9 protein-coding genes are annotated in these 6,754 nt (G+C 47.4%); all 9 read right to left on the bottom strand.

Annotated features, from left to right (window positions below; translation table 11 throughout):
• Positions 1-310 (bottom strand): ferritin family protein (locus T472_RS02070; protein WP_040906381.1); only part of this gene is annotated, 310 nt, incomplete at its 3' end.
• A gap of 127 nt (positions 311-437) precedes the next feature.
• Positions 438-1,229: a metal ABC transporter permease gene (locus T472_RS02065; protein ID WP_207643929.1), complete on the bottom strand. Its 792-nt coding sequence runs from the start codon at positions 1,227-1,229 to the stop codon at positions 438-440.
• A gap of 31 nt (positions 1,230-1,260) precedes the next feature.
• On the bottom strand, positions 1,261-2,040 hold the full coding sequence (locus T472_RS02060; protein ID WP_023385573.1) for a metal ABC transporter ATP-binding protein: 780 nt from the start codon (positions 2,038-2,040) through the stop codon (positions 1,261-1,263).
• Positions 2,037-2,918: a metal ABC transporter solute-binding protein, Zn/Mn family gene (locus T472_RS02055; protein WP_023385575.1), complete on the bottom strand. Its 882-nt coding sequence runs from the start codon at positions 2,916-2,918 to the stop codon at positions 2,037-2,039. The genes T472_RS02060 and T472_RS02055 overlap by 4 nt, the downstream gene beginning before the upstream one ends.
• Before the next feature lie 41 nt (positions 2,919-2,959).
• On the bottom strand, positions 2,960-3,886 hold the full coding sequence (locus tag T472_RS02050) for a radical SAM protein (protein ID WP_023385577.1): 927 nt from the start codon (positions 3,884-3,886) through the stop codon (positions 2,960-2,962).
• Between the two features lie 66 nt (positions 3,887-3,952).
• Complete coding sequence (locus T472_RS02045; protein ID WP_023385581.1) at positions 3,953-4,276, bottom strand: DUF5320 domain-containing protein; 324 nt, start codon at positions 4,274-4,276, stop codon at positions 3,953-3,955.
• 18 nt (positions 4,277-4,294) lie between these two features.
• A complete protein-coding gene (locus T472_RS02040) occupies positions 4,295-4,480 on the bottom strand; it encodes a hypothetical protein (protein WP_082447509.1) in 186 nt (61 codons plus the stop codon).
• 129 nt (positions 4,481-4,609) lie between these two features.
• The gene (locus tag T472_RS02035) at positions 4,610-5,125 is read right to left on the bottom strand and encodes a Fur family transcriptional regulator (protein WP_082447508.1); all 516 of its coding nucleotides are present in this window, start codon (positions 5,123-5,125) and stop codon (positions 4,610-4,612) included.
• A gap of 18 nt (positions 5,126-5,143) precedes the next feature.
• A complete protein-coding gene (locus tag T472_RS02030; protein ID WP_023385588.1) occupies positions 5,144-6,004 on the bottom strand; it encodes a universal stress protein in 861 nt (286 codons plus the stop codon).
• Positions 6,005-6,754: the final 750 nt, after the last annotated feature.

Here is a 6,754-nt window from a genome sequence, read left to right as displayed (position 1 = left end):
GGTCTACTACAGGTAATTCGAGCTTGTATGCCTCGAACAGCGGTTCTAGTGCCGCTATGTGCCTCTCCTCTGCCTTCATGATATTTGCGAATGGCCTTATGCTTCCGTATTCTGCAATTATAGTCTCGTACTCAGCCTTGGCCAGATACTCGTCCTCAAGGGTGTACTTGAGCATCTTCTCAATCTCTGTTGTCGGGTTAGCCGCCGCTCCTGCCGCTCCGAAGTCTGCCTCCGCTGCAAATGCTGTTCCTGATAGTCCGAATGCCGCCGCTAGTATCGCCGTTGTAAAAACCTTCAAATTCTTTTTCATTTTCATTATCTCCTTTTTGTTAAGGCCTCATGACCTTTTCTATGTTTTCATTCTACTCAGGAGATGTGAGGGGTTTGTGATGGTTTGGTACCGGTACTTCGGCAGGATTGTGGCAGATATGAGGCTTTCAGTTGCCTTTCCTTTTCAATGCAGATGAAGCAATGGCATACATGACGGCGTATGACAAGACGGCAACTACTACTATGGAAGAACCTGCTGATACGTCCAGCCATACAGACAGCAAAAGCCCGGTAAGGCAGAATACAACTGATGAAATGATAGAGAAAGCGATTCGCGTCTTCAATGACCTTGTGAAAAGCTCTGCTGAGGCAACGGGTGCAGTAATCAGTGCCAGTACCAGCACTATTCCTGTGACCCTTATCAGCACTACAGTCGAAACAGCTACAAGTACCATGAAAAGATAATCGAAGATTGCAGTCTTGACTCCAATTACCGACAGGAACTCCTCATCGAACATGTATGCCTTCCAGTAGTTATATAGAGCGGCAACTGTTACAGTGACCAGCAGGGTCATGCAAGCCATGAGTATGAGGTCACTTCTGGTGATTGAAAGCATGTTCCCGAAAAGATAGGAGCCAAGGTCAGGGGGATACCCTGGCATGAGTGAAATGAACAGGACGCCCAGAGCCATGCCGAATGACCAGAAGAGTCCCGTGGCAACGTCAATCCTTGTCCTTCCCCTTCTCTTGATGAATGCTATTGCAATGGCTGCGATTATCGATATCCCGAAAGCACCTGCGAGTGGCTCGAAACCGAGCAGATATCCGAGCCCCACACCACCATAGGAGGTATGGGCTATCCCTCCGGTCATCATGGTGAGCTTCTTTTCAACTATCATGACCCCCATTACACCGCATATCAGGCTGACCATAAGGCTTGCGATGATTGCATGCTGCATGAACTGATAAGAGAAAATGGATACCCCCATCTCATTCACCATCCTTATGCTGTCTCAGCACCCTGTGGGGTACTCCGTGAGCAAGAAGGTCAATGGGGCATCCATACAGTTCCTTAACCATATCCTCACTGATTTCAGACTCGCCATGATAAACAAGCCTGACGTTAAGGCATGCCAGTGACCTGACTTGTGAAGATACCGCCAGCATGTCATGGGTCACCATCACTATCGTCATGCTCCCATTCAATTTTTCAAGCAGGTCATAGATATCTGTCCTTGAAGTCGCATCAACATTAGCTGTAGGTTCATCCAGGAGCAGTACCTTAGGATTGTGGGATATGGCCCTTGCAATGAGCATCCTCTGGAACTGCCCCCCCGAAAGCTCTGATACCCTCTTGTTCCTAAGGTCAAATATTCCAGCCTTTTCCATTGCCAAATCGGCTGCTTCCAGCTCAACAGGGGTATACTTGTGAAAGAACATGATTTCAGGACGAAGCTTTGCCATCGCAACGACTTCCCTTACGGAAGCGGGAAATGTCTTGTTCATTGAAGCGACCTGCGGCACATATCCAACTATCCCGCCAGCATCTGACGGGTTTTTTCCATATATCCTTATCTCACCTTCAGAAGGCCTGATCATTCCCAGGATCGACTTAAGCAAAGTCGTCTTTCCGCCTCCGTTCGGTCCGATAATTCCAAGATAATCTCCCTCGGCAATGTCAAGGCAGACATTATCGAGGGCAACCACTCCACCATACTTTACTGTAAGGTTTCTTGCAGTAACTGCAACAGTCCTTGCTCCATCAGTCATTTTGCACCTCCAATGATCAGGTCCGTAATAATATCAAGATTTTCGATATAGTCCTCCGAGAGCGGATCCAGCTGTACAAGCTCAGCTCCTATTTCCTCTGCGAAGGATTGGACCTGTCTGCTGGAGATCTCAGCCTGGTAGAACACCACCCTGATCTCCTCTTCAAGTGCCAAATCCACCAGCTCCCTGATCCTTTGGGGTGAAGCCTCCTTTCCAGATTCCTCAAGTGCGTACATTTCAAGCCCGTAATCATCTGCAAGATAACCGAATGCAGGATGGAATACAATGAAACTCCGGTTATCTATCCCTGAAAGCTTTTCCCGTATCCTTGCATCAAGCTCCATAAGACTTGAAATGTACCTTGCCGCGTTCGCCTTGTAGGTCATTGTATTTTCCGGATCTGACTCCGACAATCTGTCTGCAATCTCTTGAATCATTACGATGACACGTTTGGGAGAAAGCCATATGTGCTGGTCCCTCTGTCCATCTGCTATCTCGATTTCAGGATACTTTTCCCTCACGGCCTCATGGAGATTTACAATAATAAGCTCCTTGCTTTCAGCTGCAACAGGCAGAAGGCTGCTTTCCTCGGCATTCACACCTATTGTGAAATAGATGTCTGCGTTCCTGAAACTTGCCATCTGATTCGGAGAAAGCTCATAGCTTGCAGGACTGTATCCAGGGGGTATCAGCACGACAATCTCAGCAAGGTCACCACAGACCGCTTCCACGAAGGCCTTTTCAGGCATTATGGATACTGCTGCGACTATCCTGTCATCATCAGAGGGAGTTGGGGCTGCGTTGCACCCCGAAATGGATATAAGGCCTGGAAGAAAGCCTGCCAGAACCAGTAAAGGCATTTTTTTCATTTTCAACATATCGTTTCTCCTTGAATTACGGTTTGTCTGCCCATGATGTCCTATTTGAGCCTGTATGTGTCTATACCCTTGTAGTGCAGGGTTTCAACCCTTGCATCGCTGACAAGCATTTCCAGAAGTGAACCAGAGCCAACGGTTCCCCTTTTAGCCAAAAAGCCTTCAATCTCAAACCTGTTCATAGGATGCCTCTTAATTATTCCGACGACAGCCTCAAGGTCATCCTCCACAACACTTTGGAAGCCCTCGGATACCAGAAGGTCAATGGAAGTCCCTCCCAGGATCTCTTCAGCCCGCTCCATATCCTCCCTGTCGAGATATCTGACAAAATCCTCCGCAGGCGGCCTTACAGGTGTGTTAATATACAATCTGACGTACCTTATTTCCTTGAGAAGTTCCCTGTACCTCTGAAGTGTTTCATGGCTGTCATTTATTCCCTTCATAAGCATAATCTCAAGCCATAGCTGACCTTCATAGTTCTTTGAAAACTCCACGAGGCCAGACCTGACTTCCCAGTAATTAAGAAGACCAATTGGCCGGTTTATTTTCCTGAACGATTCCTTATCCCATGCATCTGCAGATGGAAGCACTATATCCGCTGCCATCAGCTCTTCCCTGACCTCAGGGTCGGACAGCAGGGCTCCGTTCGTTATAACTGCCACAGGCTTGTCAGTCCTGTCCTTCAGTCCTCTTATTAGCTTGCCAAGCCCCAGGTACAGGGTAGGTTCACCTTCCCCTACTATTGTCACCGCATCGAAATCCCTGACCTTGTCTTTTGTTTTCTCAAATTCGTCAAGTATGTCGTCAATCCTTACAAACATCTCCCTGGAGTAAACCATCTTGTCTGTCCTGCCCAATTGGCAGTATATGCAAGAATAGTTGCAGGTCTTCTTCGGGATCGGGCTGATCCCCAGTGATATTCCAAGCCGCCTGGATGGAACTGGTCCATAGATGTATCTCGATTCAATCATGGCTACCTCCTTCAGGAAATGGAGGTGGATTAACCACCTCCAGCAAACCAATGGCCCAATTAGCTCCTATTTGTCTTCAGTTCCGGAGATCTCATCAAGTCTCTTCGATATCAGGTCAAGCCTGCTCTTGAGAAGCTCCTTCTCTTCTTCTAGGATTCCCTTCTCATCTGCACCTTGGACATCTCCACGATAAAAATTCCTAAACCCTCTCCTGCATCCATAGCCAAGGCCAAGTCCCAGTCCAGCAAGCCCTATAATGCCCGCTCCTCTGAGTCCGCCTCTTCTAAGACCGGTTCCATACGATGCACTACCCTGACCAAGACATCCGCCAAAGCCTCTGCCTGTCATTGCACCTTTTCCCATTGGTCCTGTTCCGTCTCTACCTGGCATTTCAATCCCTCCTTTAGGTCAATCCCTGACCATCATTGTGCCGCACTGCGGGCATTTTTCAGCACTGCATGGCACACCTCTTCTATGAGCAACCTTAAATCCGCATTCAGGACACCTGCACGAACCTTCCGGACCAGCTTTGACAGGTCCTCCCATTCTTCCTCCGCCGCCACTCGCCGGTCCTTTACCATTTCTACCAGGCATTTTAATACCTCCCGTTCAGTTATTGACATATGCCATTTACTAATTAAATTATACCCCTTTATTGACATATGTCAATAACCCTCTTGACAATATTTCCACTCTGAAAATCCGCAAGAACCTGGTTCAAGCTTACCGCCTTGAAATCCTGAAAACCGTCTCTCCTTTTGCTGAAGAATCTTCGTTCTTCTCCTTCAGTCTGCATTCCCTGCAGATTCCATAAAGCTTCACCCTGTGGTTTTTCACCTGAAAACCGTACTCGCACAGAGCCTGGTTTTCGATGACATCCATCATGTCGCTCATGAAATCTATGACCTTTCCGCACCTTTCACACACAAGGTGATGATGCTCATGCTTCTCCAATGGATCCAGCAGCTGATATCTTACACAGCCGTCACCCAGGCAGAGCCTTCCAGCCAGCCTGTGCTCCTCAAGGAGCGCAAGGGTCCTGTAGACGGTAGCAACGCTTGTGCCAGAGCCTTTTCTTATTAGGATCGAATGTATCTCCTCAACAGTCAGATGCCTGTCCTTATTCTCGCTGAGTACACCGTATATCAGCTTCCTCTGACCTGTAAGTCTCAATGAATTGCTTTGGAGCTCCTGCTCAAATTCGTTTATTATATTCTCCATCCTTACCTCTCTTGTCATATATGTTTCACAGCTTCTTCAGACTGGTATCAGCATCACCGAAACCGATGAGTGTCTCGCCACGTCATGGCTCACGCTTCCGAGATGAAGCTCCCTGACCAGGCCCTTTCCCCTGCTTCCCATCACTATGAGGGTAGCACCTGTTTTATCTGCAGCCCTCATTATCTCTTCAGCCGGGGAGCCGGCAGTGACTAGCACATCAACGGCAGCATTCCCTCTCTTGAGGTCATCTGCCATCCTCTGAAGCGATTCCCTGCCATATGATGTGACCTCCATGTCTGCAGTTCCTTTTCCGTCCTTGTGGTGTGTGTTCTCGATGACATGCATAAGTGTAATCCTGTCACTCCCTGATTCTGCCATCCTTCCCACACTTCCAATGACAGTGCCGGTACTTCCAGAATAATCCACAGGACATAGGATATGCCCGTAAAGGTTACACCCTGTCTCATCAAGGGTCTTCCTTGAAGGGTATGACGGGACCCTTACGATCAGAAGAGGCAATGATATTCCACCCATGATGCCATATGCAGCTTCTCTCTCCAGAAACGAACCCAGAAGGGATCTCTCTGATGCACCTGCAACCACAAGTGAGTAATCCCCATTACTGACCTCTTTCGCCAGTTCTTCAGGCAAATTCCCTGTGGTTACCTGAAGCTTCACTTCGTACCCTTCCTCAATCAGTATCTTCGCCTGTACCTTGAACTCCTCTCCATAAAGCTCCAGTATTGAGGATGCCATCGTTTCATTGGCCTCATCACGGCTTATGCAATGGAATAGCGTACATTTATGTGCCCCTAACTTCTTCAGGCTGCATACGGACTTAAGCACAATGTCAAAGTTCGGATTCATCCCGCCGACAATAAGGATATTTTCGAACATGGGATCATCTCCTTCCAGTTCGACGCATAAACCGGTCCTTTGCCGGTATTCATTCAATTGAGCTGAGCCGCACCATTATCCTTATCCTTTATGAGTGCCCTTATCATATTGTCCATCTGGCGAAAGAAAAGGAAATAGATTGATTTCTTTGCAGATGCAAGAGACAGGTATTCCTCGGAAAAATCCGCTGATGGTACCACCTCTGAATGTGATGTGAGAAAATCATAGATGCTTGCATCACCGACTGAGAAGTGAACCTCATCAAAATAGTTTTCATGCAGATATACTTTCTTCCCTTTTTCCTAGAGCACGATCTCAGCATCATACGAATATGTTCCTATGGTTATGAGGGTGCTTGTGCATCTTTGACTTAATACGACCATTTTGTCAACTCCTTGCCAATCCCTTGCATCAATGTGGTTCCTGCCACAGGGATATCCTCTTATTTGATCTCAACAGCAACTGAAGCAAATTCTTCTTCACCAAGAATTATTGACATATGCTATTTATGATTTAATCTTACCCCTTTATCGGCATATGTCAATAATTATTCTTAAAAAAGACATGGAAAGACCCGGAGCAAAAATTGATATGCTCCGGGTCTTGATTCATAGTCTACTCCTCGTCAAGTATGCAGACTCCGTCATTCTCGTTCATTGCCCTCTGGACTTTTCCAGTATTTCCGCTGTTGCCCCTTCCACTGCCCTGGAAGCCGGTTCCGTCATTAAGCTGCTGATTGGTCTGCACTCC

The organism is Youngiibacter fragilis 232.1 (assembly GCF_000495435.3).
GTDB classification, from domain to species: Bacteria; Bacillota; Clostridia; order Clostridiales; family Clostridiaceae; genus Youngiibacter; species Youngiibacter fragilis.
The sequence above is the reverse complement of the archived record's forward strand: the minus strand, read 5'-3'. Positions and strand labels throughout refer to the sequence as shown.

Bases quoted from the DNA above. Each gene is read 5' to 3' on its own strand.
- T472_RS02065 (WP_207643929.1), bottom strand. From the start codon at position 1,229: ATGCAGCATGCAATCATCGCAAGCCTTATGGTCAGCCTGATATGCGGT.
- T472_RS02060 (WP_023385573.1), bottom strand. From the start codon at position 2,040: ATGACTGATGGAGCAAGGACTGTTGCAGTTACTGCAAGAAACCTTACA.
- T472_RS02055 (WP_023385575.1), bottom strand. From the start codon at position 2,918: ATGTTGAAAATGAAAAAAATGCCTTTACTGGTTCTGGCAGGCTTTCTT.
- T472_RS02050 (WP_023385577.1), bottom strand. From the start codon at position 3,886: ATGATTGAATCGAGATACATCTATGGACCAGTTCCATCCAGGCGGCTT.
- T472_RS02045 (WP_023385581.1), bottom strand. From the start codon at position 4,276: ATGCCAGGTAGAGACGGAACAGGACCAATGGGAAAAGGTGCAATGACA.
- T472_RS02040 (WP_082447509.1), bottom strand. From the start codon at position 4,480: ATGCCTGGTAGAAATGGTAAAGGACCGGCGAGTGGCGGCGGAGGAAGA.
- T472_RS02035 (WP_082447508.1), bottom strand. From the start codon at position 5,125: ATGACAAGAGAGGTAAGGATGGAGAATATAATAAACGAATTTGAGCAG.
- T472_RS02030 (WP_023385588.1), bottom strand. From the start codon at position 6,004: ATGTTCGAAAATATCCTTATTGTCGGCGGGATGAATCCGAACTTTGAC.